This is a genomic window from Mesorhizobium sp. M0174 (genome assembly GCF_040322275.1).
Classification (GTDB): domain Bacteria; phylum Pseudomonadota; class Alphaproteobacteria; order Rhizobiales; family Rhizobiaceae; genus Mesorhizobium.
Genome location: NZ_JAMYTB010000015.1, coordinates 34,317 through 60,087 on the forward strand (window position 1 = coordinate 34,317; position 25,771 = coordinate 60,087).

Here is a 25,771-nt window from a genome sequence, read left to right on the forward strand (position 1 = left end):
CAAGAACTCAGGCCGCCATCGCCAGCCACATCCGCAATGCCGCCGGATCGATGGAAGCTGCTTACCCCGCCAGCCTCTCCGGTCATGCCGCTTGAGTCGTTAATACCTTGAACAGCAGCCTGGCGGTTAAACCGCCTTGCGTGTTCGGTATGGCGGCACAGCGGTTTGGAGGTCGGAGCCGACTGGCAGCGAACGCCACGCCCCACGGTAGCGATGCCTCGCAGCCAGGTTGGATGACCAAGCAGCGGCATGTGCGGCAGGCTTGCACCCGCTTCAGATGCGAGACGGGTCAAGACAATCATCCTGCACAACGCCACGCGGCGGTGAGCCGGTTTCGAAAAGGGCGGCCCCGGCCGTTCATACAAGTGGAGTTGGGGGCGCGGGGCCGGATCAAGTCTATCGCGTTGGACCCGCCGGGACCGCGCGTACATCATCCCGGCAACGCCAGGCGCTCGCCTCGCGTCATGCGGGCTTCGGCTTGGCGCGCCGAATGTCTGGACCGGCATCGCGGAGCAATGGCGCACCAGTCTACGACATGGTGCGTAGTCGCCATGCTGCCCCTGGCCAGATCGTAGATGACCTCGGCTTGTTCGCCATGGCGAGCCGAAGCACGTTGACGGCCGTGCCGGGTGATGCGCCGTCCCAGACTATCATCCCAAAATCGGCGCGCGCCATCTCCCGGTCTTTGGCGGCGTAGATCCAGTATCCTCTAGCACCTTCAGGAGACGGGACCCGGTAGGCAGCCCAGTCGTCCAGACCATTGCGGGGTTCCTTGGCCGCATGGAAGACCCCGACATGTTTGTAGCCGTAGCCCGCGAGCAGGCCCTGCGCCTCGGCATCGGCTCCAGACGCGTCGCCAATCAGCACGCCGTGCACGGCAACAACGATTGGGCGGATCCGAGCGATGGCAGGTTCCGTCAGCTCAAATATCTCGCGTGAACCCCCTATGAATATCATCGACATCATGACTTTCCCTTCTCTCCAGGGCTCCCTCGCTCTGACCGCCGTCTCCCTCTGGCCCTGCGTGAGGGGTCACCCGAACGCCGAGACGGCGAAGCCGGCTCGGGGAGCGGCGGGACGCCGCAACTAGAGCCCGGTCGGCGGCAGGCCGGCGCGCAGACCTGCCGCTTCCGGAGGCGCTACGCGCGCGGAGCTAGTGGCCTTTGTCGGCCAGCCAGAGGCTCACGTCCTGGATCGAGCGCATGAGCACCGACGGATTGTCCCGCGCGGGAATGAAGCCCCAGCTCTGCCAGTAGCGCTCTGCCTCGGCATCGATCGCCCGCACCACCACCGCGCGGCCGCCGACGATGTCGGCGCCGGCGACGCAGCGATACAGCGCGTCCTTGACCAAGCCGCTACCGACGCCTTGTCCGGCATAGCGGTGGTCGACGGCGAGTTGTCCGATCAGCAGGCAGGGGATCGGATCGGGCGGGCGTCCGGTGCGGATGGCGCGCGGTGCGCTATTTGGCTGGATCACGCCCGGCGCGAGGCCGTAATACCCGACGACTGTTCCCTCGTCGTGAACGACCAGGACGCGGGTAAACCCGCGGGCCTGGTTCGTTCGCGCGAAGCCGGCCAGCCAAGCATTGAGCGCCGGCTTGCCGCAATCGAAGCTGTCGAGGCGGTGTGCATGGTCGAGGAGTTCGATGCCTGAAAGCGCCACCTAGCGGTCCCAGGGCGGGGACCGACGCAGCCGCTCGGCCGCCTTCGCCGGGGGCGCAGCGGCCGGGGCTGAGATCGCCTGCATGAAGGCGTCATAGGCTTCCGGGGACACGCGGATGACGGTTTCGTTGAGGATGGCCGCCTGCGCCTCGTGCAGCGCGGCGCGCCGCATGAACTCCGTGCGCGACAGGCCGAGCAGCTCCGCGCCGCGGTCGATGATGGTGAGATCATCGTCGCGAAACCGCATCGAGACGGGTGCTTCCTTCCTGGTGGGTGTGGTGGCCATGGCGCGCTCCTGTGCTGCGGACGTATATACGTTAGTGTAACGCGGAACGCAATACTACGTTCCCTGGCGACGTCTCGTGGCGGATGGTCTCAGGATTTCTCGCCGCATCGGTTCTTCTCGGCTTCTCGCCCCAGTCGCCATTGCCGCAACCCAGAGCAAGGTGGCTTTGGTCAGCTCCGGCGGATCAATTACGGCTTAGAAAGCGCATTTGTTTTTGGCGGCCGGATGAGCGGGTCCAGAAGCGAAGTCGCTGCCATGACTGTCGCCGGACGAGCCCCGGCTATCCCGAAGCTGATGAACATCTGACGCGATGGCGACTTTCGGGCCGTCACGCCACAAAGGAGGAACGGCTATGAAGGCTGGGCGGCGGCACTTTCATTCTCAGGCGCCGCTCTATGCCACCTGTCGGCCAATGTGACATCGCCACTGCGGTCCTTCGAACAAGTCGATTCGATTCTGAATTTCGGCCTTTAGATGATTGTAGCGATTGAATCAGCGACAAGGGCTGGGCAATCGCGGTTGTGGTGACCGCGAGCCACTAAGCTTGTGCCGTACCCTTACAATGATTCATCAAGGCGTTTACCTCGGCAATCACGAGATCCGGCGTGATGTCGAACTTGCATCGGACTTTGACCGGACAATGCCGCACTTGGTCCAGACCACATCCGCGACATTCAATAACACTCATAAGCATGCTGACCAAGGGACCTCGAAACCCCCAAATCTCCGGTAGATGTGACGCCGTGAAAATGCCGATAGTAGGGCGGCCAAGCTGGGCAGCGACATGGCCGGTGCCTGAATTGTTCGAAACGACGAGGGCGGCCGAATTCACGAGACAATTGAATTCCAATTCTGACAAGTCGACAGCCGTCCGAATGTTCGCGGCCCCACGTTCCCTAGCTATCTTCGCAACCTCCTCAAGCGCTTCCAGGCATTCGCCACGGCCAACGAGGACCACCTCACCACGGGTCGAAAGAGCAGCGACAACTTTGCCAAAACTTTCAATCGGCCAATCTCGCAGGCTGGAATTGGAGAACGGAGCCACGACAATCGGGGCATTGCCTGTAGTCGAATTCTGTGGGTGACCCGCTCCGCTTTCGAAATAGGCAGCTGCCTTTGCGACCAGAAAGAGGAGGATTTCTGACACATGCTGGAGACGCACCTGCTTACGGTCAATGAACCAATCAAGCCATCTACGGGGGATTTTGTTAGCAAGCCCTATTTTTTGGACCAGCTTGTAGAAAATGGTTCTGCGCAGTTTCAGATTGAATGGCGCTATCGCAATATCGATCTGATGCATGCTGTACGGATCAACTATCGCCGCACGGTGCCTGGCGGGAACTTCAAGCAAGATCGGCCTTGTTTCTTCCGGAACACGCATATCAATGGCAAGATCAAACTCGCCGGTCAGCAGCGGCCTTATGTCCGCGGCTTCTTTGCGCGTTTTGACTTTTGGGTTGCGAGGAAAAAAGTCAAAAGCAACGTGATCGTCGGCGAGGTCGAACTGTTTTGCAGTAGCGATGTTCCAGCTTCCCACCACCAGCGTAATGTGGGCATGCGCAAAACGCTGACGAAGGTCCTTTAAAGGCCCTAGAGACATCCAAAAGTCGCCGACATGATCAAGCTTGAGGACCAAAATTCTCATCCTTGCGCTTGACTGTTCCGGCTCTTCCCAGCTGCGGTATATAATTTGATTGCCGTCGTGCTTTGTAAAATATGCCATTGCCATTCCGAAGATTATACGGTCAACACTGATAGCCCGGTGACGCGTGTGTAGGTTGGAGTGCTCCCCACTTTGTCCGCGTCTCCGCAAGAATTCTGCCATCAGATCCAAGCCGCGCTCCAGCAGGAGCTGTTGGGCGAAGTCTGCATCTCTAGCGATGGTAGCGCGCCAAGAAAGCCAGCTATGTCCCGACCCGCAATGTGAGGGGCTTCGTCACGGTCTCGCATGCAGTGAGTTCGGCAACGCCGAGTAGACGGTGACCGCCAAGCCGCCGTCCCCAGATCTCGGAGCATAACGGCAGTGGCCTCGCTCTTTGGTCGATGCTGATCCTGAATGCGACCGTCGCCGCCGGCGACGACACCGCCGGCCGCATTGACCGTCTCGGGCACGCCCTGTCGCTGTGGTCCCGCATCACGGTCGCTAGCAAGGACCCGCCGCAGCCGCTTTTTTCTGCGCGTCCGGTCGTCCAAGGTGAAGTGGACGAATCAACCCTGTGATGAAGTCGACTGCCTGCCAGCGGTGAGGTGGCAGGCGGCATCGATGAACACCATTATTCGCCGAGCTTGGATAGCGGCACCTCTATCACGCTGAGAGCCTGTTATGCTGGTCCAGCGTTTGATCGCAGTCTTGATCCATGCGAGCAGCTTGTGAGGGATGCAATCGAACGAGGCGCTGCTCCCACAGCCGTCGCAGGCCCTCCATCAGAGCTTCACGCTTAGCCTGATCCGGCGCAATTGTATTGAGGAGATCTCCCAACACGGCTTCGCCCTCAATCCGCATCAGCAGATTAAACAAGTCGTGTGAAATTCGTACACTGTCACTGCTGAAGTGGGTCGTGCTGATCTCGCAGTGAGTCTCCCGACGATCTGGCGCTTTGTAAGCGCGGGTTTGATGGAGGGACACATAGGGTGGCAACGAAACCGCAAGCGCAGTCCAATCCTGCAGCGTTGCAGCCCGCTTTTTTACCAGGAAGGGCCCGACCACAAGTCCATCCAGCTCTGTCGTCAGAAAGGTGGCAATCGCGTCTGCAACCGAATCCACGATCGGTTCGGCATTGTTGTTAAAGGACGTATTGAGCAGAATTGGAGTGCCTGTGCGCTTCTTGAACGCATTGATGACCTCCCAGTACGCGGGATTGGCGTTGCGCGATACTGTTTGCAGGCGAGCGGTACCGTCGACGTGCGTGATGGCACCGAGCAAGGCGCGCTTTGAGTCACGCACGCGAACGACGAAATTCATGAATGGAAATTCGTGCCTACCGTCCGGGAGGTCGAAAAATTCGCTCGCATCCTCCTCCAGCACAGATGGCGCGAAGGGCCGATAGCCTTCGCGCTTCTTGACCATCGCATTGATCCGGTCCTTGTTTGCGGCGGGCCGAGGGTCGGCAAGAATGCTGCGGTTGCCCAGCGCACGTGGCCCAAACTCCGAACGACCCTGCACCCAGCCGATCACGGCGCCGTTGGCGATCCAGTCGGCTGCACTGCTTGCCACGTCATCAGAGCGTTCAACCTCGAGATGTCCGGCCCATGCATTCAGTTCCTGTTGCACGGCGCGCTCGCTCCCGAGATCAGGACCCCAATAGACCCCCTGCAGTCGCTCACACGGCGCGGGGCGGCCCATCTCGTTAGAGACTATCAGCGCAGCTCCCAATGCGCAGCCAGCGTCGTGAGACGCGGGTTGCACGAAAATGTCTTCGAAAAGCCCTGAATACAGCAGCTTACCGTTCATCGTGCAGTTGTGGGCCACCCCCCCCGCCAGGCACAACCGCTTCATGCCGGTGGCCTCACGGTGATGCCGGAGAATGTGGAACACGATCCGCTCAAGCGCTTCCTGCAGTGACGCACTCACATCTCGATGCTGCTGGGTGAAGGGCATTCCCTTTCGCCTGACCTCGATATTGCGGAGCAACGCCGGACCGATGCGGTCGAGGTGAACACGGTAGCCACCGCCGTTGGCGGAGAGCTCGTAGAACTGCTCGAAGAGCTCGCGATAGGGAGCGGGGTCGCCGTAGGGCGCGAGTCCCATTACCTTATACTCGTCGAACAAGCCGTAGCCGAGATAGCGGATCGTCTCGAGATAAAACAGCCCAAGAGAATTGTTCTCGGGGAAAGCCTCGAGTTGCGTAATTTCTGTGCCAGACCCTACCGCCAAGAGGCCCGATAGGAAATCACCAGAGCCATCAATCGCTAGAATGAGACTTTGTTCGAAGCCCGACATTGCAAAGGCGCTCACGGCGTGCGCCTGATGATGACTTACGAATGAAATACGCGAATTGTCCAACTTAGTGCCGAACTCACGCGTTAACAGATCCTGCACCAACGTTTTAGCATCCAACGGAATGGAGAGAATGTCCGGGTGGGATGCGGACATACCTTCAAGCATGGCGTTGGCATAGGGCTCGCTGGCGTAGAGCGCGACACGATCAATGTCGTTGAGCTGAACCCCCGCCGCTGACAGACAGTATTGAATCGAACGAATTGGGAGCTTGTTGGAGTGTTTCATCCGATTGAGGCGTTCCTCTTCGACGGCTGCTATCACCCGTCCGTCTCGGACGAGCACCGCGGCGCCATCGTGCATAAAGGCATTCCGAAGCTCGAATCGGTTTTCATGGACTTGGTCAAGTCCGCCGCTAATTCCTAGACACAGCATTTCTTTCTCCACATAGTGACGGGCAAGCCAAATTGGCCTGCCTCAGACCGTTTCCAACTAAATAGGCCGCGTTGTCGCTTGCAGCTGCAACCGCCTGTCAGGCATCACCGGCATCAAAGAACGCCTCATAAGGGTCCGCCTGAATCAACATGAGATGCTTCGATCGTGGCGCCTGCCATACCATGACGCCGAGAGCTTGGCTGGATCATCGAATCTTGAGCGGCTGCTGACTTGCATGCCGGCGATGCCGTTTTCATCTGCAGCACGAACTTGTGACGCGGGCTGCCTATATCCTTGCGAAGGGGCGGCTGTTGACGAATAATGCCGCGCCGTGAACTGGCCCGATTTCATTCCCCGAAAGACCGTCGCACAGGCGACTGACATGTGCTGCACTGTCCGCCTGCTTCCCGGTCGCACATCCGATAACGCCTTCGCTTGTGCAGGAGGCCGCATCGCGTCATTCGTCGGCCAAACATGGCACCGACTGGAAGCCCGGCAATACCGCGTAGATGTAAAGTGCGCTGATGTTGTATGGTAGCGCTGCCGGCCGGGTCTCCAATCCTCTGCCCAAACGAGCGGACTGCCTGCGGCAAAAAGCCCGCCACAAGCAGAATCGCGCTGGGCAGCTGGCTCGCCTGCAAGACTTCGCAGCTCAGGAACATTGGGGACGACTAGCGTCGAACCGCCGACATGATCGGCCAGTTGCAACTCACTTCTCGGCACGACCTCCACTGCACGTCAGGGCGCATGGAAGATTTTCTCCTTTGGATGGGTGACCGGTGCGGACGTGCTTTTGTCCATGCAAGATTTCCGAAGAGTTATGAAATCGTTTGTTTCGATCAAAGTCATCCACGCTATGAATAGCTGCCGGACATGCGCTTCAAAGGGGCTTAGGCTTCCCGGATGGCTACTCCGATTCGAAGCGCGTGGCATTCCATGCGCTCTATGACAACATTTTTCAGCAAAGGGTATGAGAGCAAACCCACACTTCTTTTTCAGAAGTCGCTTCGAAGCAGCCGAGGCCTTGATGGGCTTCTTCACCAAGTTCGGCGATGGTGCCGCAGACATTCTTCCTCTTTCCGGGCTGAACAAGCGCAGAGTTCGCGCCTTGGCAGTGTATCTGGGCGCTCCGTCTGATCTTGTTGAAAAGATCCCGACCGCCGACCTGGAGAACCTCGTCCCGGTCTCACATACGAGGAGATTGACGACTTCCTCGAAGGCCAAGAGATCAACGAAGCGGCGCACAGGCGTATACTTCATGCGCATTCCAGCACAGCCCATAAGCGAGCGCTTCCTTCCCGTCACAACGATTGCCATGACGGGTTCGATATTTAGGCATCGGCAATAGCGTCTCAACATACACGATCGATGGGCTTGCCGCAGTTAGGCAGCTAGCGGCCTGAATTACCGCTGGAGCGAAGCGCTGCTCTTTCAGCCCGCATGCGGTCATGAGGTTGACAGTGTCGGCACGTATCGCCGAGGCCGGCACGCGAACTCATTCTCCCTGAATGCCTGCTCTATCGATCTTCCGCAGCGTACCCACTTGACCGGTCGCTTCGACATTCCAGGCACCTGGATTCTAGCCGATCCTTGCCGCTCTCCTTCGGCCGGTCGCAATGCTGGACGTGCGGCCGTTACGCGATGCAGAGCTGTTTGTCAGATGCGTGATGCGAAACGTGAGATGCAGCTCCAGTTTTGGCGATGGCGGGCTCGCCGCATTGTTGATATCATCCGCACAGAACAGGCGCGCAAATGACATCGGATTCAGAGAAGGCTGAGGCGGTCGAGCAGTTACTTGATACACCTGACCTTGCAACCGCACTGGAAAGCGAACAGTTCAAGAAATTCCTCGACCAGGTGCCGATCGCCATAGCCGTTTCGGACCTTGCCGGTGAAGAGCGCGTGGTCTACGCCAATCCGGAATTCGAGAAACTCTCAGGCCTGATGGCCGCCAGGCTCACCCAAGAAAACTGGGCGGCCCTTTTAGGCATGGGCCTCCATCAGCAAAAGGACAGGCCGCTAGCCGAGGCGGTGGTCGAGGGAACCGATTTGGTCGGCACCTTCAGGCTGGAGCGCGGCGAGGACAAACCCGCGATCGTCGACGTTTATTCCAACGTGATCGAAGACGATAACGGCAAGGTTTGCTTCCGGCTGGTGGCGCTGGTCGACGTATCGGCTCACGGCGAGGCGGGAGATCAGCGCTCGGTGGAGGAGCGTGTCAGCGAGAAAGACACGCTGCTGCGCGAACTGCAGCACCGGGTGAAGAACAACCTGCAGATGATCACCGCGCTGATCCGGCTGGAAAGCCGCAACGCGACCGAGGCCGACCGGAGACGGTTTGAGCGGCTTGCCGGTCGCGTCGACGCTCTGGCGATCCTCTACCAGACGCTAACGGCCGACGAGCCGAAGGAGGAGGTCGATCTTGGCGTCTATCTCAGCCAGATCGCGTCCGCGGTGATGAGCTCGCATGCAGTCGAGGGGATCCGGCTGGATATGAAGGTGGATACATATCCCGTGTCAATAAACGTCGCCATGCCGGCCGGGCTGGTCGTAAACGAATTGCTGACCAATTCACTAAAGCATGCGTTCCGGGGCCGCGATGGCGGCACGATAACACTGCACAGCGTCGTCGATGGCGACGGCTGCCGGGTTATAGTGGCGGACGACGGAATCGGCCTGCCGGAAGGCGAGGTGTGGCCCAAACCAGGCAAGCTCGGAGCGCTGATCGCGCGATCGCTGACCGAGAACGCCAAGGCGCAGCTAGCCGTCGAGTCCAGCGCCAACAAAGGGACGAAGGTGACCATCGTTTTCAAGCGGTCGGCGGCAGCAAGCTGAACGGTTGCTGTCGAACTAGCAGGCTGGCGGCTGGCTTCATGTCGCGGCTTTGAGCAGGTGGCTGCAAATAGGCTAGGTCGCCCTTCACGGCCTGCTTCACATGGTCGAGGTCTTCCATTATGCTCCAGGCTTGCTGCTTCCGACTTCGGCGGCCAGTCCATCCCCACCTAGCGGAAGGCACTCCCGCCTGATTACGTTGCGGCTTGAGTCTTGACGGCGGGGGCACCTGACGCCTTCGCGCTCATCACGCGCGGGCCGGCAATTCAGCAGCGAGTCATCGCTTGGCCAATCTTGCCGAGGACGAAGGTCTAACCTACAAATAAAATTGGTCCGACTGTTCGTGGCCGGAGGTAACCGCTAATTTGCGCTATCGGGACAGGAGAGCAGTGCTGTAGGCAAACCGCGATGCGTGCATTCGTTCGATTGGTTCTACGATTATCCTGACGCCTGGGGTGACCAGTTGCACCAGTATTTCCTACTACGCGCAATCTTTGTAGGGTCATGTGCAGATCATCGCGGCCCGCCAAGACATCGGAAAACTGATCGACGATCCTTCAACCCCTGAGATATTGCGCGCCCGAATGGCATCGGCGGCCGCCACATAATAGTTTGCGGCAAAGACGGCCGCGATCGAACGGCTGAGGACGCGCTCGCCAACAGATTGCGCGACAGACGATGGGGTGGATACCGCGGATACGACGCCTGGTTCGATGCTCCGATCAACAACGTGAAGCTCGCCGCGACTTCCGTCTACAGCGATTCGGTTCAAAGGCTTGGCGCGTTGGACAAAGCTCGCCGCGCCGAAGCGCGATGCATAGAAGCCGGGATAGTCGCCCGAACACAAGTCGAACAAGCGGAGTGGTCGACCGTTTCGTCCTCCCCGGGGACGAGCCGGTTGCTCTGGCCTGGGGCGACCTGATGGGTCTTGCGGAGCACCGTCTCCAGCATGGCGATCAGGTCTTCGGGAAGTATGGCCTCATTCTGCACAGACGGTTTTGCATGGCTGTTACGGATGCCGGCGGGCACGGTGGCGATATGGCGGTCCTTTCGATCGAGCGGCTCGCCACGCTGCGTATAATTCCACGCCAGGGAGGAGAGACGGCGCTCGATCGTCGCCACAGAGTTTGGTTTCTTGTCTCCTGTAACCTTTCTGGATGCACAGGCCGTGATGTAGAGGCCGACGGTCTGCGGATCAGGCGGCAACACCTCCGAGGTGCTGCCGGCGCGCCCAGGCGCAAAAAATCCGCTCTCGACCGAGCGGCGTCAGACCGGTATTCTTATGGATGTTCATCCGGTCCCCCTGGAGTCACTGAAGCTTCGACAATCTCAGCTTTCCCGGTTCGGACCGGATGGACAAGCTACTGAAAGCTCACAACTAGCTACCAATGCGATCAGCTTTCGGGCTATCGGGCGCATCCAGGGAGGATGGGTATGTTCTTGGCTAACGGGCTCAAGCTGCGGGACCGCGGGTGCACGCTGGCACTGATGTTGGCGATCATATGTGTATGTGCGCCTGCACTGGCGGCAAACGCGTCGGATCAGGCGTGCCGGTCCATCGCCAAGCTCAAAATTCCAAGCGTGATCTTTACCGAGGCTAGCCTTCAAAAGCCGCAGGAGATCCCCGCAGATCCCTTCACTGCATTCACCGGCGCCTCGCCTCAGGCGGTAAAAGTGGGCGGGCACTGCCTTGTCCGAGGTGTTATCGGGAAACGCCAGGGGGGCGATGGTCAATCATATGGCACCCGGTTTGAGGTGCGTCTTCCGACGACCTGGAACGACATGTTCCTTTTCCAGGGCGGCGGCGCAGTTGATGGCTTCCTGGCGCCGGCCGTCGGGACCATTCCTTGCCGGAACTCGACCGCGGCTCCCGGGCTCTTGCGCGGCTACGCTGTTGTAAGCATGGATGGCGGGCACCCAAGCCCCGATCCGGCTTTCGGGGTCGATCAAGCCGCACGCATTGATTTTGCGTACGCCTCCATTGGCAAAGTCACTTCGGTCTCGAAGCAGGTGATTGCAAAGTTCTATGGGGCGGCTCCGAAAAAGTCGGTGTTCATGGGATGCTCGAATGGCGGTCGTGAGGCGTTGATAGCGGCTCAGCGATATCCGCTCGAGTTCGACGGCATTGTTGCAGGTAGCCCGGGTTTTCGTCTCAGTGCCGCCAACATTGCCGAAGCCTGGGATACTCGCCAGTACATGAGCATCGCTCCCAAGGATGAGGCCGGCCATCCCATTCTATCCCGCGCCTTCTCCCAGCAGGATCTGAACATCGTCGCCAAGGCGGTTCTCGCTGCCTGTGATGCTCGCGATGGCATTGAGGATGGCGTCATCAACGCCTGGCAGCAGTGCCGGTTCGACCCAAAGGTCCTGTCCTGCCAAGGCGATAAGACGGACAGCTGCCTCACGGCTGGTCAAGTGCAGGCCATGAGCCGCGCGTTCGCGGGTCCGGAAAGCTCCGATGGCGAAAAGCTTTACAGCGATTGGCCATATGATACGGGCGTTGCGGGCGCGGACTGGAGAATGTGGAAGCTGGGCAATTCCCCCACTTCCCAGTCGGATGCAAATAACATCGTTCTGGGAGCCCGCTCGCTTCAATACTACTTCATGACGCCCCCGGCGCCGAATTTTGACCCCCTGAAGTTCGACTTCGACAAGGATCCGGCACGCGTTGCGGATACGGCCAAGCTCAATGATGCGACCGGCACGTATCTCGCCAGCTTCGCTGCCCACGGTGGAAAGCTGCTCTTGTTTCAGGGACTTTCCGATCCGGTCTTCTCAGCCAACGATCTGGTGCGCTGGTACAAGCAAGTCGTCGAGGTCACAAGCGGCGGCGATTTGGAAGCGACTCGCCGTTTCGTGCGCATGTTCATAATCCCGGGGATGACCCACTGCGGCGATGGCCAAGCCTTCGACGACTTTGATCCTTTGGCTGCCATCGAGGGCTGGATAAACCAAGACAAGGCTCCGGATTCTCTCGCGGCTGGCAGCAAGGCATTCCCCGGCAAGCACCAGCCGATCTGCGCTTATCCCACTCAAGCTGCCTATGGCGGTAAGGGAAATCCCGATGAGATCGCGAGCTATTCGTGTCGGGGATAAGAGACCTCGTCATTTGTTCGCTTCAATCTGCGCGCATTCCCGGAACAGGTCTCCCGGACCTAGGATCGGTTGGAAAAGCTAAACCCGGAATTTGTGGGCCGTGCCATAACGCAGTTGATGATCATGCCTGACTACGAAGCGTCGCCGCCGATAGTCTGGACACAGCGCTCGCTGTGCTCGATGAGGTAATTGTTATCGCCTGAGATCTGACCGCCTCATCCCAGCGGACAAAACGGGGGCATCAGAGCCCGGACGCCTTGGTGAGATTTACGCGGAAACGATCGCGCCGGCGCTGATAATTTCGCGTCATCTCCGCGGAGGCATGGCCGAGCTGTTTTTGCACATTGCGTTCGTCGACCTCGGCCGACGAGGCGAGGCCGGCGCGCAGTGAGTGGCCGGCGAATTTCTTGGCCCGTTCGCCCTCCGACAGATCGCCACGCACGCCGGCGGCGAGCGCCGTGCGCTTGACCAGCCGCGCAACCTCCTGGTCGTTAAGCCGATCGGCGCCGACTCTTTTGCCTTGCCCTATTACCCTTCGGAACAAAGGGCCATGGCCGATCCGCGCCAGCTTCAGCCAGGTTTGCAGCGCGACCACCGGGCAGGTGGCGTCGGAGGAGCCGCGGCCAACCTCGACCTCGCGCCAACCGGTTTTGCCGCGCAATGTGACAAGCAGACCCTTATCGGCAAAAATCTCGACCCAGCCGCGCCCGTCCTCGGTCTGATGCCTGCCGACGTCGAGGCCGACGATTTCGGATCGGCGAAGGCCGCCGGCGAAACCCAAAAGCAGCATGGCGCGGTCGCGCAGACCACGCAGCGTGCCGCGGTCGAGGGTCTCGAAGATGCGATCAGATCCTCGGGCAGGACCGCTTCCTTCTGCCGGGGAGGGGAGGCGTGGGTGTTTCGAACGCCAGCCATCACCGTGGCGATATGCCGGTCCTTGCGGTCCAGCGGCTGGCCGCGCTGGGCAAAATTCCAGGAGAGCGACGAAAGCCGGCGCTCGATGGTTGAAACGGTGTTGGGCTTTTGTCGCCAGTGGCCGTACCTGACGCGCAGGCGGCGATATAGAGCCCGACGACCTCAGGATCGGGCGGGAACATCTCGATGCCTTGGCGCCGGCACCAGCTCGAAAAATGCTTCCAGTCGGCTGCGTAGGCGCGGCGCGTGTTGGCCGAACTCGCCGCCTCGATATAATCGCGCGCGCGGCCGGCGAGCGCCTCAAGCTGCGCAGGCAGGCTGGGATTGGCAATGGCTGGAAGGGGAGGGGACGAGGCTAGGTCGGCATCGCCCATCTGCATGACGATATCGATGATGTCGGGCAAAGCCGCGGCGCTTTGTGTGTGAAGCTTGTCCGAAATTCGTAGCATATTTCGGACATCTTGACCGTCACTTCGTCCGAAATCGGACCACAGATTTCGGACAAAGCCCCGGCATCAACCCGCCAATATCTCGATCTGCCGTCGCCGCTGCAAACGTCGCCTGTGAGAGGCGAGCCGCCTCTAAACTGGTCGTATATCCCGATTAATAATAAGAATGTAGTCAACTTCCATATTTTAGAGGGCACGCATGCTGCCACTCAACCGGCCTGATCACCACACAAAGTGAGGAAGAACCTGGTTAGGTGCAAAGCGACAATTGCCTCGACAGCGGGTCCCGGAAGGTTTATGCTGCCCAATCTTACCGCAATCCGAAATGGCGATTGAGTACCTTCACGAGTGAAGGGATTCCCGCGGTCTTAGAGATGAGTTGTCGAATGGCGCGAAGTCGCACAGAATCGCGAAGTCGCACAGAATCGTGTGTTTGATACCGATCAGGATCGCGAGCTATTTCAGGCGCAGAGAGGTCTTGCGCCCGATGCACGAGTTGCTCCCGGTCCAACGGAAGTGAATGGGGTGGAACTGCTTTGTCGACCAAATTGTTGACGGAACGTCCGGCGCCCATTGTTGCTACATGTCTGGATTCTTGGGGCGTTTTGGATGATGCAATCCACCATCTCACTCCAAAGGGCAGTGGAATCTGGAACAATGTCGCTTTTGTACGCAGGACATCCTTCGCGCCCGATTGGCATATTGTCTTTAACTCTGCTTCTATTTTTGGGCTCCCTGTTGATATCGAGGCGAGTCCAAACAGGACAATTTTTGCAATCGGCGAACCGCCGACGAAAGCTCATCGCGCATTTCATGAAGGGCAAGGGAAAAATACCATCGTCCTGACGTCTGACGCAGAGCTGGCTGCTCGGCAGAATGCAGAGCGCCGATTCGTTTTGTCTCCACCTATCACTCGGTCTTGGTCTGTAACAAAGACATATGACCAACTTCTGGTCAGCGAAGTCGTGGACAAGCCGCTTCGGCTCTCATGGATTACCAGTAACATCGCCCTGCTTAAAGGGCATCGATATCGGCTGGCGTTTCTGGAACGGCTGAGAGAGGAGCTCGATTTTGACCTGTTCGGCCGAGGTTTTCGGCTGATTGGAGATAAATGGGACGCACTCGCACCGTACCGTTACAGTATAGCTTTCGAGAATACTCGTGCTGATTACTATTTTACAGAGAAGCTTATGGACTGCTTCGTTGCTGAAACAATGCCGATCTATTACGGCAGCCCGGCAATCACGAGGTTCTTCCCTTCCGACTCAATGGTTCTGATTGACCCAGAGGACAAGAACGTAATCCAAAAAATTCAAGAAATCATCGACTCGGACCTCTGGAAGGAGCGTCGCGGCGCAATACAAGAGGCGAAGCGGTTGGTTCTTGAGAAATACAATACGTTTGCTTATCTCGCGGGCTTCATCGAAAGCGTTCACGATAAACCCTTACCGCCGGAAGTTATACACATCGGTTCGCCTGCGGTCGATTTTGGGACAGACGAATGAAGTACTCCAACGCTCGCTTCGCGTGCCCGGCGGTTGGTGGTCTGGCGAGATCGGTACGGAGCGCTCGGCGGAGAATGCCTACCTGCGCAGACGGGCCGGCACGGGCGCACGAGGTCATGCGCCCCCGGCTGCCGCTGATCAGACGAACTGGGGAAGGCCAGGAACGGAATTGAGGACCTCGTCCACGAGTTCGTCGCCGGCATGTTCCTTGGCGAAGGCGATCGTCTCGTTGGCGATGGCGGCGATCTTTAGAATGCTGAGACCCTCACTCATCAATTGCTGGCCGAGCCCCATGAGGCCGCCTCCGCCCTCTGGGTCGTTGCCATGATACTTCGCCACTAATTCCGAAGCTCCGGGAATGGCCGCGATCATGCGCGCAACGGGACCGTCGGCCGCGTGGCGTTGCAGGAAACCCAGCATTAACCCAACGGCCTTCTCTGCGAGAGCCGGGCCGATGCCGGCACCAGTGGCGATGCGCGATAAGAATTCTTCCATGGCAGGGTTCGTCTCTCTTTAATGAGGTTTACACGGGGCCGGTCCGGCGCCCAAAGCGCCCTTGGCCGAACCACAATTGAACTCCACAAAAATAGGCCGGCGGAAGTGCTATTGCAACTGCGCGTAAAACCGCCTCTGTCAACGCAAGCTGCGTCGGACGTGCGTATTTCGCAAAAACGGGACAGTCGTTCCGCTAAATCGCGGACAGCAGTTTCACTAATTCGCGGACAGCAGGATGGGGTCGGCGCTCGGTTGCCTGGTTGAAGTCATTTGCGATTGATTTCGCCGTTTTCGGCGCCGGTCAAGGGCGGCGGTGTTTTTTGCTTTCTCATGCTGTCGCCTTCGAGGGTGATGCGATGGGCGTTGTGGATGATCCGGTCGAGAATGGCGTCGGCTATTGTCGGCTCCGCGAATGCTTCATGATGCACCTTTCCTTGATCGCCTGGTCCGTTGCAGTCGGCGTTGAAGTTGATCGATCTGGTCGCTGGAAAGGTTTCCGCTTGGCCGCGGGCGTCACCATTTCTTTCCCACAAGATCCTTCAACGCGGCATTGTCGAGCATGGCGTCGGCCAGAAGCCGCTTCAGCCGCGTGTTCTCGTCCTCCAGAGCCTTCAGTCGCCGAGCCTCGCAGACATCCATCCCGCCGAAGCGGGCCTTCCAGTTGTAAATCGAGGCGTCGCTGACCCCGTGCTTGCGGCACAGATCGGCAACCGATACCCCGGCCTCATGTTCCTTCAAAATTCCGATGATCTGCTCTTCAGAGAAGCGGCTACGTTTCATGTCCTGGTCCTCTCGATGGGCCAGAACCAACTTCAAACCGGATTAGATCAGAGGGGCAAGGTCAAGGTCGATGACTCAACTGTTGTGTGGGGAGAGCTCTTACTTCTCATTCGCTCCAAATGCGGACGCGGCGCACGAGCTCGGAAGTTGAGATCCCGTAGCGATCGTGAAGCGTCGGCAGCGCGCCAGCGTCGAGGAACTCGTCGGGCAGGGCGATCTGGCGAAAGACTGGGGTCACTCTCTCGCGCATCAGCAGCGCGGCAACGCCTTCGCCAAGGCCACCAATGATGGTGTGGTTCTCCGCCGCCACCACCAGCCGTCCCGAACGGCGCGCGGCAGCGAGTATCGCCTCCGTATCCAGAGGTTTGATCGTCGGAACGTGCAGAACGGCGCAGCCGATCCTGTCGGCTTCAAGCGCCTTCGCGGCCTCCAGCGCGCGCATGGTCATCAGGCCGCTGGAAATGAACAATACGTCCGCGCCCTCGCGCAGCATTCGCGCCTTGCCGATTTCAAATGTATAGTCGTCTTCGTCGAGCACGACAGGAACCTTACCGCGCGAAAGCCGCATGTAGACCGGCCCGTTGTAGTCCGCGATCGCCTCCGTGGCCTGTTCGATGTCGAGCGCGTCGCAAGGGTCGATGATCGTCAGGTTCGGCATCCCGCGGAAGATCGCGATGTCCTCCGTCGCCTGGTGGCTGGGGCCGTAGCCGGTCGTCAGCCCCGGTAAGGCGCAGACGATCTTCACACTGAGTTTCTCCTCGGCGATCGCCATGCAGATGAAATCGTAGGCACGTCGCGATGCGAAGACGGCGTAGGTGGTGGCGAAGGGCGTAAAACACTCCCGCGCCAAGCCGGCGGCGGCGCTCATCAGCACCTGCTCCGCCATGCCCATCTGATAGAAGCGGTCCGGATGCTCCTGTGCGAAGACATGGAGATCGGTGTATTTCGCGAGGTCCGCCGTCAGGCCAACTATCCCGGGCCGCTGGTGCGCCAGTCTGGCCAGTGTGTGCCCGAACGGCGCATTGCGTGTCGGTACGCCATCGGGCGCGATCGACGCGATCATCGCCGATGTGGTCTTGCGCTCACCGGCATTGGCGGCGTGGCGCGGCGCGAACTTTGACAACCTCAACGCGGACGTCCCTTTTCCAAAGCTTCGAGAGCTAACGTCCATTCGTGCGGTTCGACGCGGATGAAATGCGTGATGTCGCGGGTTTCCAGGAATGGCACACCCTTGGCCATGCGCGTATCGCAAACGATCACACGCGGACGAGGTTCCTTCAGGCCGCGCGCCATGTCGAAGGCCTTGCGGACCGCCTCGATGTCGTTGCCGTCGACGCGCTGCGCATGCCAGCCGAACGCCTCGAACTTGTCGGTCACCGGTTCGGAGGAGAGCATGGCCGTCGACGGACCATCGGCCTGCTGATTGTTGAAGTCGACAATGGCAATGAGATTGTCGAGCTTGTGGTGGGCGGCCGACATCGCGGCTTCCCAGGTCGAGCCCTCACCGAGCTCGCCGTCGGACAAAAGATTGTAGACGAAACTGTCGCTTCGCTTGCGCGTCAGCCCCATGCACATGCCAACGGCAATGCCAAGGCCGTGACCGAGCGAGCCGCCGGTGATCTCCATGCCGGGCGTGTATGGCGCCATGCCGGACATCGGCATACGGCTTTCATCGCTGCCATAGGTTTCGAGCTCTTCCTCCGGCAGCACGCCCGCTTCGATCAGAGCCGCGTAGAGCGCGATCGCATAGTGTCCGATCGACAGCAGGAAGCGGTCGCGTCCCTCCCACAACGTGTCCTCCGGCCGGTAACGAAGCGCATGGAAATAGGCGACGGCAAGCACGTCGGCGACACCCAGCGCCTGTCCGACATAACCTTGGCCCTGGACTTGACCCATCCGCACGGCGTGTCGGCGGATACGATAGGCTCGTTCGGCCAGGCTGACATTGCTGCCAGCGCGAGGCATCTCAAGCTCCGTTGTCCACTCAGCCATGGATTAGCATCCCACCGTTGACATCGATCACGGCGCCGGTGATGTAGCTGGCCAGATCGGAAGCCAGGAAGAGATAGGCGCCGGCTACGTCGCGCGCCTCGCCCAGCCGGCTGAGCGGGATTCCCTTGATGATGTCGGCGCGCATGGCGTTGGTCAGTTTGCCGCCGGTGATGTCGGTCTGGATCAGGCCCGGTGTGATGCAGTTGACGCGGATGCCTTCGGGACCGAATTCGCGCGCCATGGCCTTGGCAAGCCCCAGAACACCCGCCTTGGCAGCCGAATAGTGCGGGCCACCGAAGATGCCGCCGCCGCGCTGGGCCGAAACTGACGACATGCAGATGATCGAGCCGCCGCCATTTTCGCGCATGTTCGGGATGAATGCCTGGCTGAGATGGAGCACGCCGCGTAGGTTGACATCGAGGATGCGGTCCCAGTCAGCCGCGCTGATCTCCAGCGTCTTGACCGGCTGCGTGACGCCCGCATTGTTGCAGAGCACATCGATCCTGCCCAAGGTTTCTGTCACTTGCGCCGCCGCCCTCTTGCAGGCGTCGAGGTCCGCGACGTTGCACCCAAGGCCGATATGGTCGGGTCCAAGCGACGCAGCGGCGTCACGCGCTTGCCCGTCATCGAGGTCGAGTATTGCAACGCGAGCCCCGTGCTGTACCATCAGCGCTGCCGTGGAGCGGCCAATTCCCCGGGGGCCCGCGGCCCCCGAAATCACCACGGCCTTGCCCTTCAGCAACAAGTCGAACTCTCCTGCTATTTCTGTTTGCCGGTGATCTAAAGTCGGTAGAACCGGGCGGCGTTGTCATGGAACAGCGCGAGCCGCTCCTCGTGCGGGTGGGCGATCGTAATTTCCTTGAAGGCGTTCAAAATGGCGTCGAAGCTCGAGAACAGCTTGTCGACGGGGAAGTTCGTCGCGAACATCGAGCGGCCGACGCCGAAGGCTGCGATCGCCTCCTCGACATAAGGACGGATCGAGAACGTGGTCCAAGTCCAGTCGCCCATGCCGAGGCCCGAGATCCAGGCGACGTTCGGCGCTTGCGCTAACTGGTGCATGCCTTTTTTCCAGGCGCCAAAATGCTCGGCGCCGTCGACCTGCATGCCGGTGTGATTGAGAATGATCTGCACGTCGGGAAAGTCGCGCGCCAGTTCGAGGAACTCGCTCATCTGCGGATAGTAGAGCTGCGGGTCGAAGCTCAGCCCGCGCTTCGCCAGCTCCCGGAAGCCGCGCCGCCATTCGGGCGTACGACTGACCTCCGGCCGCGCCAGATAGGTCTTGGCGGGGTCGGGATGATAATTCATCGGCTGCCGCATGCCGCGGAAGTTCGGATATTCCATGTGGCGGTCGAGGAGGTCGCCGACGTGGGGTTGGGACAGGTCGGCATAGCCGACGATGGCATGCGGAAAGCCTCGCTTGTTGGCGATCTCCTGCAGCCAGCGCGTTTCACCAACCGGATCGCCGGGATCGAGAAGCAGCACTTCGGCTCCGGTGGAAAGGGCACGAGCGATCTGGACGATCTGGCCTTCGTGGAGGGACAATTTGCGTGCCGGCATTATCGATGATCGCTTCGCCGATCGCTGGGTCGATCAGCTGGAGCGCTCCGAGCGCAGTTTCGCGCGTGCGGCGACGGCTTATCTGTGACCAGCCCGAACTCGCATGCACAATGCCGATGTTTTCCGCGACCGGACAGCTCGGGCAACAGCGCCAGCTCCTGATGCACCACCGCGATGATCGGGCTGTTGTGGTCGGCCTTCGACGAGGCGAAGCCAATCTCGCCGGCTTCGCGTGAGGTCAGCCCTGTGACGATGCGGATGAGAGTGCTTTTGCCGGCGCCGTTGCCGCCCAGGAGCGCTTGGATTTCGTCGGCCCGGACCTGAAAACTCACACCCCGCAGGACACGGGTTGCGTCATAACTCTTCTCGATATTGGCAGCTTCGATCAGGGGCTTCCTGGTCAATACCTGTCCAACTCCCGGCACGTTGCCGGCGCTACCCAAGCTTTGGGTTGAACTCGGCTCCATCCTGTATCTCCTTCCGGGACCACTGTGCGACCGATTGACATTCGGCTCAATTTTCGTTTCTTAACATTCTGTGTAGCTGAGCTTAACTGACGAGGACGAGGTCAGACATCAAGTTCAATTCGAGACGCATTTCGAGGCAGTCGCGCGGCTCGGCGGCGTGGCAAAGGCCGCTCAGGAATTGCAGGTGACACCTTCGGCGGTTAGCCAGCAGCTGCGGCTGCTCGAACACCAACTCGGGGTGCGGCTTTTTCAGCGCGAAAAGCGCCATCTCTCGCTCACGATCGACGGTGAGCGGCTCTTCCAGACCACGACCCAGGCTTTCGAATCCATACGCGAGGTGCGTAATGCCATTGTGCGGCAGCGCGAAAGCTTCCAGCTTAGCCTGCGCGTCAGTCCTTCCTTCGGCGAGAAATGGCTGGCGCCGCGGTTGGCCGAGTTCAGCAAGGGCTATCCGAGCTGGAATTTGCGCGTCGACGCCACGCCCAATTTCTCGGATTTCGAAACGGAGGTCATCGATCTCGATCTTCGTTATGGCGACGGCGGCTGGGCCGGCCTTTATTCGGATTGCGTCGTCAACGATCTGATCCTGCCGATGTGCTCGCCTTCCTATCTTGCCGAACTGCGCGCGATCTCACCGGATCCGCGCGAGCAGCTTCGCCATGCGCGGTTGATCGACAGTGTGAAGGCCTATTTCCGGTGGGATTATTGGCTGCCGTGCAACGGTATCCAGGGCGCCCGCATGACGTATCCCTATCGTTTCGACCGTTCGTCAATGTCGGTTCAACTGGCGAAGGACGGTGCAGGTGTGGTCCTGGAAAGCACATCCATCGCATTCGAGGACCTGGTGTCGGGTTCTCTGGTTCCGGTCTCGATAGAGTTCGAGGTCATCGAGTTTCCGGGATACTGGCTGGTCTGTCCTTCGCGGCATATGAACCGGCGCGCGGTTCGCCTGTTTTCGGACTGGGTGTCACGCATGGGTAAGCGCGACACCGATCTGGCTCGCCGGTTTCTGGCGGATAAGCAACTGCGCATATCGTTCGAACGACGGCCTCATTTCGGGGCACGGGATGACAAAGCGGCGCCAATGGCGTGAACAGTTCGGCGTTCAAGACACGGCAAGACGAAGATTGACAGCACGTTGCGGTTGAGGAGCTGGCAAAACGCAGGCTGTGTGCAAGCGAATGGGTTGGCCCCGCTTTTCATTTTCCGCGTAGCCTGTGCCTGTGGCTGCCCGCGCCACAAGGCGTTGGTGCACAAATGTGGCATTAGGCACAATCAGCTCTTTGATGCCGCCTGCTATGTCGGCCTTGCCGGGCAGCGAACGGACTCCGGGCGTGCGCACGCCGTCATGCGGTTGAGAACGGCGCAGCCGATGGCGACCTCGGTCTGCTGAGCCGAAAAGGAGCGGGCTCGCAGGCGACGTCCGATCAGCCCCTTGTAGCGCCCGACGGCGGTCTCGATCAGGGCGCGCTTGCCATAGCCGGTGGACGCCTGCCAATTCAGCCTTCCATCATTGGCGATCGCCGTGATGTGACCGTCCCTTTGACCGGGTGGTCCGGTGTCATCACTCTCCACGGCCGTTGAACGTGGCGGGATGACTATCCTTGCGGTGACGCTGTGTTGCAGCACCGCGCAGTAGGTGGGACCGCCATCATATGCTCCGTCGGCCGTGAATTGGTCGATCTCTGCGTCGATCCGGTCGAGCAGCGGCTTCACCTGCGAGGGATCGTCGCCGTCCTGGTCGGTCAGACAATGGGCGATGATCTCGCCGCTGTCGGCATTGAGAACCAAATGCAGCTTGCGCCAGGTCCGGCGTGATCTGGCACCGTGCTTGTCTTCCAGCCATTGGCCGGCGCCGTAGACTTTCATCCGGTGCTATCGATCAGCACATGCAGCGGACCGTCCTCGGATGCCGCCGCCGCTTGGCCGATGGTTCCCATATCTGCGCCCGGCGGCTTAGCGTCGTGTGATCGGGAACCGGTAGATCAAGCCCCATCAGATCGAGCAGCGAGGTCGCCAATCCCTCGCTCTGGCGCAGACGAAGCCCGAAGAGGCATCCCAGTGTCAAGACCGCCTCGATGGCGAGATCGGAATTGCGGGGCTGGCCGCCGCGGGTCGTTCTTCGCGGCGCATGCCACCTGGCCAAGGCTTCTTCTGTCAATCACAGCGTCAGACTGCTGCGCCGCCGAAGGCCCGCCTCGTATTCCGGCCAGTTTGTCACCTTGAATTTCATCTTCGCGACTCGGTGACGGCGGCTGGCATTGTGTTTGTAGGGCATTGGGCGAAGATCATGTCGTTGGCGATCTCGCCTGCCTATCGGCAAACCCTTGAAAAATGTTCCACGCACCAACGCCTCGACAAGCACCTTTCTTCATACATTTCCCGAACGACCCGCAGCGCAAAGCCTCCCCATGAGAAAAGAGCTTCCCATGTCTTTCACGCCATTGGTTGCCCCCGAGATCAAGGCCCGCTACCCGGATTTTCATCTGATCAGCATTGTGGTGCGGAACGCTGAAATCGACGTGCCGGATGCACAGGCGTTGAACGACACGATTGCGGCGGCGGAACAGGCCGCGCTTCGCGATGACGCCCAAAGGGACGCGCATCTTGCGGCGTGGGCCGTTGCCTACGAGGCTTTCGGCACAAAAGCCAATCGAACGCCGTGCTCGGCCGCCGCGCTTCTCAAGCGGGTGCGGAAAGATGGCTCTCTCCCGCGGATATCCCCACTGGTTGATGCCTACAATGCCGTCAGCGTGTTGTATGGCGTTCCGATTGGCGGGGAAGATCTCGATCTCTACCAGGCGTCCCGAGACTTTTAATTGCGAAGGGAGCGGAGCCATTCGACACGATCGAGCAAGGTGAAATGGTAACCGAGCATCCCGAACCGGGCGAAGTCATCTGGTGCGATGATGCCGGTGTCACGTGCCGCCGCTGGAACTGGCGGCAGGGGCGGCGCACCATGGGTCACGGTCGATACCCGCGCCATGTGGCTCGTGCTGGAAGCCCTCGGCCCAATGTCAGCTATACAGATGATGGGCACCGGAGAGCATTGATGGGACTTATCCAAGCGTTGTGCCCGGGTGCGCGAATCGAAACCGCGCGAATCGACGAGTCCACTACATCTCGTGTCCCTTAGGGCATGGCCCCACCGAGAAACACCCCACTCAGCCCTGTCCGGATCTGGCGCTCCTTGCTCGCTCCGCTGGCCTACACAGTTGATTGCGAACGACCCAGAACGGCTCTCGAAAACGAGCGTCGAACGAAATCAGATCACTGCTTGTTCTCCCTTAGCGTTGTTTGGCGTACTTTTTTCGCGATGCCCTCTTGTGGGCCGTGCCATAACGCAGTTGATGATCATGCCTGACTACGAAGCGTCGGCCGCCGATAGTCTGGATACAGCGCTCGCTGTGCTCGATGAGGTATTGTTATCGCCTGAGATCTGACCACCTCATCCCAGCGGACAAAACGGGGCAGGGAGGGGGGCTTTTCAGAGCCCGGACGCCTTGGTGAGATTGACGCGGAAACGATCGCGCCGGCGCTGATACTTTCGCGTCATCTCGGCCGAGGCGTGACCGAGCTGCTTTTGCACATAGCGCTCGTCGACCTCGGCCGAGGACGCGAGGCCGGCGCGCAGCGAATGGCCAGCAAACTTTTGACCGCGTTCGCCCTCCGACAGATCGCCACGCACGCCGGCGGCGAGCGCCGTGCGCTTGACCAGCCGCGCAACCTCCTGGTCGTTAAGCCGATCGGCGCCGACTCTTTTGCCTTGCCCTATTACCCTTCGGAACAAAGGGCCATGGCCGATCCGCGCCAGTCTTAGCCAGGTCTGCAGAGCGACCACCGGGCAGGTGGCGTCGGAGGAGCCGCGGCCGATTTCGACCTCGCGCCAGCCGGTTTTGCCGCGCAATGTGACAAGCAGACCCTTATCGGCAAAAATCTCGACCCAGCCGCGTCCGTCCTCGGTCTGATCCCTGCCGAGGTCGAGGCCGACGATTTCGGATCGGCGAAGGCCGCCGGCGAAACCCAAAAGCAGCATGGCGCGGTCGCGCAGACCACGCAGCGTGCCGCGGTCGAGGGTCTCGAGCATGGCAATCAGATCCTCAGGCAGGATCGCTTCCTTCTGCCGGGGCGGGGAGGCGTGGGTGTTGCGAACGCCAGCCATCACCGTGGCGATATGCCAATCCTTGCGGTCCAGCGGCTGGCCGCGCTGGGCAAAATTCCAGGAGAGCGACGAAAGCCGGCGCTCGATGGTTGAAACGGTGTTGGGCTTTTTGTCGCCAGTGGCCGTACCTGACGCGCAGGCGGCGATATAGAGCCCGACGACCTGAGGATCGGGCGGGAACATCTCGATGCCTTGGCGCCGGCACCAGCTCGAAAAATGCTTCCAGTCGGCTGCGTAGGCGCGGCGCGTGTTGGCCGAACTCGCCGCCTCGATATAATCGCGCGCGCGGCCGGCGAGCGCCTCAATATGCGCAGGCAGGCTGGGATTGGCAATGGCTGGAAGGGGAGGGGACGAGGCTAGGTCGGCATCGCCCATCTGCATGACGATATCGATGATGTCGGGCATGTCGTCCTCGCCGGAAGCAGCGGATGATCGTTGCGCGTCGCCAGCCATGCTCATGCCGCTTCGATATCCGTTTGGGAGAAGTCTTTGCCGACGAAAAGCAGCGGTTCATCCGCACGCTTTGCCAAAGCATAGGACAGGCAATCGGCAAAATTCAGCGCCGCCGGGTGGTGGCCCTTGCCGTAGGTCAGCCAACCTTGGGTTGCCAGATCAACCAATTCGGAGTCGACAGGAATGATGTCGGCCTCGATTTTGCGCAGCCAAAGATCGATCTCGGCCAATGCGTGTTCGCCGCGCCTGCTGACCAGCACCATGCGTGCCTCGAGCACGCAGGTTGCCGGGACCAGACGGATTGGGTCCAAGACCAGCGCTCGTTCCAGCCTTGCTGCCTCAGGCTCGCTCCGAAGGATCGCTACAACAGCTGAGGTGTCGATCACCATCAGTTAGGGATTCCATGCTCGTCATACCCGATGATCTCCTCGTCGCTGCGACTATCCAGTTCAGGCAATCGTGCCACTCTTTCTCGGATGGCGCGCAATTCTGCCAGCAGACGCTCCTGAGCGGTCTCTCCAAAGCCCAAGCGATGCAAGCGCTCGCTCAGGGCCTGATGAATGGCTGCTGTCTTACTGATACCCTGGCGACGCGCGAGTTCGTCGGCGAGAGCGACGGTGGCCGGATTTTTGATGTTCAGGGACACGAAAGACTCCAAAAATCTACCTTTCGGGTGTATTCTACCATGGTTGCCTAGGCTCGTAAACAACGAACGATAATGCAACATTATCATTCGTTTTGAGTGGAC

At 60.0% G+C, this 25,771-nt stretch carries 21 protein-coding genes and 6 pseudogenes; 8 read left to right on the forward strand and 19 right to left on the reverse strand.

What is annotated here, in order from left to right:
* Positions 1-528: 528 nt before the first annotated feature.
* From NKJ13_RS23505 to NKJ13_RS23520, 4 genes are all read right to left on the reverse strand, one after another.
* Positions 529-963, reverse strand: coding sequence for a hypothetical protein (locus NKJ13_RS23505; RefSeq protein WP_352778503.1), 435 nt, complete (start codon positions 961-963; stop codon positions 529-531).
* A gap of 190 nt (positions 964-1,153) precedes the next feature.
* Positions 1,154-1,663, reverse strand: coding sequence for a GNAT family N-acetyltransferase (locus NKJ13_RS23510; protein WP_352453588.1), 510 nt, complete (start codon positions 1,661-1,663; stop codon positions 1,154-1,156).
* Complete coding sequence (locus NKJ13_RS23515) at positions 1,664-1,948, reverse strand: type II toxin-antitoxin system TacA family antitoxin (RefSeq protein WP_352453587.1); 285 nt, start codon at positions 1,946-1,948, stop codon at positions 1,664-1,666.
* A 538-nt stretch (positions 1,949-2,486) separates the two neighbouring features.
* Positions 2,487-3,671 carry a glycosyltransferase family 9 protein gene (locus NKJ13_RS23520; RefSeq protein ID WP_352453586.1) on the reverse strand — a complete coding sequence of 395 codons (1,185 nt, stop codon included), beginning with the start codon at positions 3,669-3,671 and terminating at the stop codon, positions 2,487-2,489.
* 320 nt (positions 3,672-3,991) lie between these two features.
* Between NKJ13_RS23520 and NKJ13_RS23525 the strand changes: the two genes are divergently transcribed.
* Positions 3,992-4,168: a hypothetical protein gene (locus NKJ13_RS23525; protein ID WP_352457364.1), complete on the forward strand. Its 177-nt coding sequence runs from the start codon at positions 3,992-3,994 to the stop codon at positions 4,166-4,168.
* Positions 4,169-4,253: 85 nt separating this feature from the next.
* On the opposite strand, the gene NKJ13_RS23530 is transcribed toward NKJ13_RS23525, so the two are convergent.
* A complete protein-coding gene (locus NKJ13_RS23530; RefSeq protein WP_352778505.1) occupies positions 4,254-6,320 on the reverse strand; it encodes a carbamoyltransferase family protein in 2,067 nt (688 codons plus the stop codon).
* A 1,012-nt stretch (positions 6,321-7,332) separates the two neighbouring features.
* On the opposite strand from NKJ13_RS23530, the pseudogene nadE reads away from it, so the two are divergent.
* From nadE to NKJ13_RS23545, 3 genes and pseudogenes are all read left to right on the forward strand, one after another.
* A pseudogene (gene nadE, locus NKJ13_RS23535) lies at positions 7,333-7,655 on the forward strand (NAD(+) synthase); the annotation flags it as partial.
* Positions 7,656-8,072: 417 nt separating this feature from the next.
* Positions 8,073-9,155: a sensor histidine kinase gene (locus tag NKJ13_RS23540; protein ID WP_352778507.1), complete on the forward strand. Its 1,083-nt coding sequence runs from the start codon at positions 8,073-8,075 to the stop codon at positions 9,153-9,155.
* Between the two features lie 661 nt (positions 9,156-9,816).
* Entirely contained in the window at positions 9,817-10,074 is a 258-nt protein-coding gene (locus NKJ13_RS23545) for an aminopeptidase (protein ID WP_352778510.1), read from the forward strand.
* Positions 10,075-10,076: 2 nt separating this feature from the next.
* On the opposite strand, the pseudogene NKJ13_RS23550 reads toward NKJ13_RS23545, so the two are convergent.
* Positions 10,077-10,395 (reverse strand): annotated as a pseudogene (locus NKJ13_RS23550) (integrase); the annotation flags it as partial.
* Between the two features lie 191 nt (positions 10,396-10,586).
* On the opposite strand from NKJ13_RS23550, the gene NKJ13_RS23555 reads away from it, so the two are divergent.
* Positions 10,587-12,248 (forward strand): tannase/feruloyl esterase family alpha/beta hydrolase, encoded by a 1,662-nt coding sequence (locus NKJ13_RS23555; RefSeq protein WP_352778512.1) that lies wholly within the window; start codon positions 10,587-10,589, stop codon positions 12,246-12,248.
* A 241-nt stretch (positions 12,249-12,489) separates the two neighbouring features.
* Here the strand turns inward: NKJ13_RS23555 and NKJ13_RS23560 are convergent.
* Positions 12,490-13,537 (reverse strand): annotated as a pseudogene (locus NKJ13_RS23560) (site-specific integrase).
* Positions 13,538-14,148: 611 nt separating this feature from the next.
* Between NKJ13_RS23560 and NKJ13_RS23565 the strand changes: the two are divergent.
* On the forward strand, positions 14,149-15,117 hold the full coding sequence (locus NKJ13_RS23565; RefSeq protein WP_352453731.1) for a glycosyltransferase family 10 domain-containing protein: 969 nt from the start codon (positions 14,149-14,151) through the stop codon (positions 15,115-15,117).
* A gap of 138 nt (positions 15,118-15,255) precedes the next feature.
* On the opposite strand, the gene NKJ13_RS23570 is transcribed toward NKJ13_RS23565, so the two are convergent.
* From NKJ13_RS23570 to NKJ13_RS23605, 8 genes and pseudogenes are all read right to left on the reverse strand, one after another.
* A complete protein-coding gene (locus NKJ13_RS23570) occupies positions 15,256-15,612 on the reverse strand; it encodes a hypothetical protein (RefSeq protein WP_352453730.1) in 357 nt (118 codons plus the stop codon).
* Positions 15,613-15,878: 266 nt separating this feature from the next.
* Positions 15,879-16,034, reverse strand: a pseudogene (locus tag NKJ13_RS23575) (ATP-binding protein); the annotation flags it as partial.
* 71 nt (positions 16,035-16,105) lie between these two features.
* Positions 16,106-16,392 (reverse strand): annotated as a pseudogene (locus tag NKJ13_RS23580) (transposase); the annotation flags it as partial.
* A 106-nt stretch (positions 16,393-16,498) separates the two neighbouring features.
* Positions 16,499-17,521, reverse strand: a complete 1,023-nt coding sequence (locus NKJ13_RS23585) for a transketolase family protein (protein ID WP_502901938.1) — start codon at positions 17,519-17,521, stop codon at positions 16,499-16,501.
* Positions 17,518-18,357 carry a transketolase gene (locus NKJ13_RS23590; protein WP_352453734.1) on the reverse strand — a complete coding sequence of 280 codons (840 nt, stop codon included), beginning with the start codon at positions 18,355-18,357 and terminating at the stop codon, positions 17,518-17,520. The genes NKJ13_RS23585 and NKJ13_RS23590 overlap by 4 nt, the downstream gene beginning before the upstream one ends.
* A 19-nt stretch (positions 18,358-18,376) precedes the next feature.
* Positions 18,377-19,129, reverse strand: coding sequence for an SDR family NAD(P)-dependent oxidoreductase (locus NKJ13_RS23595; protein WP_352778514.1), 753 nt, complete (start codon positions 19,127-19,129; stop codon positions 18,377-18,379).
* Positions 19,130-19,164: 35 nt separating this feature from the next.
* Positions 19,165-19,941, reverse strand: coding sequence for an amidohydrolase family protein (locus tag NKJ13_RS23600; RefSeq protein ID WP_352778516.1), 777 nt, complete (start codon positions 19,939-19,941; stop codon positions 19,165-19,167).
* A complete protein-coding gene (locus NKJ13_RS23605; protein ID WP_352778518.1) occupies positions 19,941-20,408 on the reverse strand; it encodes an ATP-binding cassette domain-containing protein in 468 nt (155 codons plus the stop codon). The genes NKJ13_RS23600 and NKJ13_RS23605 overlap by 1 nt, the downstream gene beginning before the upstream one ends.
* A 157-nt stretch (positions 20,409-20,565) precedes the next feature.
* On the opposite strand from NKJ13_RS23605, the gene NKJ13_RS23610 reads away from it, so the two are divergent.
* Entirely contained in the window at positions 20,566-21,501 is a 936-nt protein-coding gene (locus NKJ13_RS23610; RefSeq protein ID WP_352778520.1) for a LysR substrate-binding domain-containing protein, read from the forward strand.
* Between the two features lie 203 nt (positions 21,502-21,704).
* Here the strand turns inward: NKJ13_RS23610 and NKJ13_RS23615 are convergent.
* Positions 21,705-22,686: pseudogene (locus tag NKJ13_RS23615) on the reverse strand (IS5 family transposase).
* A gap of 151 nt (positions 22,687-22,837) precedes the next feature.
* On the opposite strand from NKJ13_RS23615, the gene NKJ13_RS23620 reads away from it, so the two are divergent.
* The gene (locus tag NKJ13_RS23620; protein WP_352778522.1) at positions 22,838-23,227 is read left to right on the forward strand and encodes a B3/B4 domain-containing protein; all 390 of its coding nucleotides are present in this window, start codon (positions 22,838-22,840) and stop codon (positions 23,225-23,227) included.
* Positions 23,228-23,895: 668 nt separating this feature from the next.
* Here NKJ13_RS23620 and NKJ13_RS23625 read toward each other — a convergent pair.
* From NKJ13_RS23625 to NKJ13_RS23635, 3 genes are read right to left on the reverse strand one after another with little or no spacing between them, the layout of a single operon-like run.
* Complete coding sequence (locus NKJ13_RS23625) at positions 23,896-25,029, reverse strand: site-specific integrase (RefSeq protein WP_352778524.1); 1,134 nt, start codon at positions 25,027-25,029, stop codon at positions 23,896-23,898.
* Positions 25,026-25,412: a type II toxin-antitoxin system VapC family toxin gene (locus NKJ13_RS23630; RefSeq protein WP_352467886.1), complete on the reverse strand. Its 387-nt coding sequence runs from the start codon at positions 25,410-25,412 to the stop codon at positions 25,026-25,028. Before NKJ13_RS23630 ends, NKJ13_RS23625 begins: the two co-directional genes overlap by 4 nt.
* A complete protein-coding gene (locus tag NKJ13_RS23635; protein ID WP_031195575.1) occupies positions 25,412-25,669 on the reverse strand; it encodes a type II toxin-antitoxin system VapB family antitoxin in 258 nt (85 codons plus the stop codon). Before NKJ13_RS23635 ends, NKJ13_RS23630 begins: the two co-directional genes overlap by 1 nt.
* Positions 25,670-25,771 lie beyond the last annotated feature (102 nt).

Coding starts and splice junctions, on each gene's coding strand:
- NKJ13_RS23505 (WP_352778503.1), bottom strand. CDS start 963: ATGTCGATGATATTCATAGGGGGTTCACGCGAGATATTTGAGCTGACG.
- NKJ13_RS23515 (WP_352453587.1), bottom strand. CDS start 1,948: ATGGCCACCACACCCACCAGGAAGGAAGCACCCGTCTCGATGCGGTTT.
- NKJ13_RS23520 (WP_352453586.1), bottom strand. CDS start 3,671: ATGGCATATTTTACAAAGCACGACGGCAATCAAATTATATACCGCAGC.
- NKJ13_RS23525 (WP_352457364.1), top strand. CDS start 3,992: ATGCTGATCCTGAATGCGACCGTCGCCGCCGGCGACGACACCGCCGGC.
- NKJ13_RS23530 (WP_352778505.1), bottom strand. CDS start 6,320: ATGCTGTGTCTAGGAATTAGCGGCGGACTTGACCAAGTCCATGAAAAC.
- NKJ13_RS23540 (WP_352778507.1), top strand. CDS start 8,073: ATGACATCGGATTCAGAGAAGGCTGAGGCGGTCGAGCAGTTACTTGAT.
- NKJ13_RS23555 (WP_352778512.1), top strand. CDS start 10,587: ATGTTCTTGGCTAACGGGCTCAAGCTGCGGGACCGCGGGTGCACGCTG.
- NKJ13_RS23570 (WP_352453730.1), bottom strand. CDS start 15,612: ATGGAAGAATTCTTATCGCGCATCGCCACTGGTGCCGGCATCGGCCCG.
- NKJ13_RS23590 (WP_352453734.1), bottom strand. CDS start 18,357: ATGCCTCGCGCTGGCAGCAATGTCAGCCTGGCCGAACGAGCCTATCGT.
- NKJ13_RS23600 (WP_352778516.1), bottom strand. CDS start 19,941: ATGCCGGCACGCAAATTGTCCCTCCACGAAGGCCAGATCGTCCAGATC.
- NKJ13_RS23605 (WP_352778518.1), bottom strand. CDS start 20,408: ATGGAGCCGAGTTCAACCCAAAGCTTGGGTAGCGCCGGCAACGTGCCG.
- NKJ13_RS23620 (WP_352778522.1), top strand. CDS start 22,838: ATGTCTTTCACGCCATTGGTTGCCCCCGAGATCAAGGCCCGCTACCCG.
- NKJ13_RS23625 (WP_352778524.1), bottom strand. CDS start 25,029: ATGAGCATGGCTGGCGACGCGCAACGATCATCCGCTGCTTCCGGCGAG.
- NKJ13_RS23630 (WP_352467886.1), bottom strand. CDS start 25,412: ATGGTGATCGACACCTCAGCTGTTGTAGCGATCCTTCGGAGCGAGCCT.